This is a genomic window from Burkholderia sp. Ac-20353 (assembly GCF_017104785.1).
Classification (GTDB): domain Bacteria; phylum Pseudomonadota; class Gammaproteobacteria; order Burkholderiales; family Burkholderiaceae; genus Burkholderia.
Genome location: NZ_JAAGPL010000453.1, coordinates 1 through 1446, shown reverse-complemented (window position 1 = coordinate 1446; position 1446 = coordinate 1). Strand labels below are relative to the sequence as shown.

Below are 1446 nucleotides of genomic sequence, written 5' to 3'. Positions count from 1 at the left end.
CTCGTGCCGGCGGTGCCGTTCGCGATCTCGGTGCCCGTCGGCCTGACCGCGCCCGACGACATCTGGCGCCGGCTCGGCAACCGGCTGCGCGCACGCGGCGCCGGTGCGCCGTCCGGCTATGCCGATCCGCAAGGCGCGCTGCCGCTGCGCGAAGCGATCGCCGATTACGTGCGCAAGTCGCGCTCGGTGCGGTGCGAGCCCGGCCAGGTCATCATCACGAGCGGCACCCAGCAGGGGCTCCATCTCGCCTGCCAGGTGCTGCTCGGCGCCAACGACCGGACCTGGGTCGAGAACCCCGCGTACCGTGGGATCACCGCGCTGCTGGAAAGCACGGGCCGGCGCGACGCGATGGTGCGCGTGCCGGTCGACGACGAAGGCATCGACGTCGACGCCGGGATCCGGAGCGCGCCGGATGCCCGCGCCGCGTTCGTCACACCGTCGCACCAGTACCCGCTCGGGATGCCGATGAGCATGGCGCGGCGCAACGCGCTGCTCGCGTGGGCACGCACCCGCCGTGCGTGGATCGTCGAGGACGACTACGACAGCGAGCTGCGCTACGAGGGCTATCCGTTTCCGTCGCTGCAGGGGCTCGATCCCGACCGCGTGATCTACCTCGGCACGTTCAGCAAGATCCTGTTCCCGTCGCTGCGGCTCGGCTACGTGATCGCGCCCGACAATCTCGTCGCGGCGTTCTGCGGCGCGCGCGTGCTGATGGATCGTCACGCGCCGACCGCCGACCAGCACGTGCTCGCCGCCTTCATGGCCGAAGGCCATCTCGACCGCCACATCCGCCGCGTGCGCGCCGTGTACGCGGAGCATCGCGCGCAGCTGATCGACACGCTCGGCGCGCGGCTGCCGAAGCCGCTCGCGTGGCTGCAGCCCGGCGACCAGGGGATGCACGTCGTGCTGTGGCTGGCCGACGGCATCGACGATCGCGCGGTCGTCGCGCGTGCGGCGCAAGCCGGCGTCGCGGTGCGCGCGGTGTCGCCGATGTTCGCGCCGGGCACCGCCCGCCCCGGGCTCGTGCTCGGGTTCGGTGGCTTCAGCCGCGCGCAGATCGACACGGCCGCGCAGCGGCTCGCCGACGTGATCGCTGCGGCCGGCGCGGCGCACGCGCGAGGTTGAGCGCGGCGCCCGGATGACGTAGAGCGCGGCGTACGTTAGCCAACCGCGCAGCCCCCGATTCGTCAGTCGAATGGCCGCACTGGCCGGCGCAATACGTTGTCGATCCGAAACAATCGTAATCGTCTGTAAATCCTGCAAGCGGGAGCCCGCTTCGGGCACCGGCGCGCGGGATCCGTTTGCTACGATCGCGCCTTTTCCGCCCGCGCGTCATCTTCGTGTCGCGCCGTGAATCACCGTGAATCGCCGAATCGTGTCGTCCATCCGTGAACTGTGCGCCAGGTCGCTCGCCCGCGTCCGGCCGCTGGCGGCCGCCGTCGCGCA

1 protein-coding gene is annotated in these 1446 nt (G+C 71.6%); it reads left to right on the top strand.

Annotation, left to right across the window (positions count from 1 at the left end; genetic code table 11):
* Positions 1-1125: PLP-dependent aminotransferase family protein (locus G3N94_RS41190; protein ID WP_205799892.1), on the top strand; the 1125-nt coding region annotated here is incomplete at its 5' end.
* Between the last annotated feature and the right edge of the window lie 321 nt (positions 1126-1446).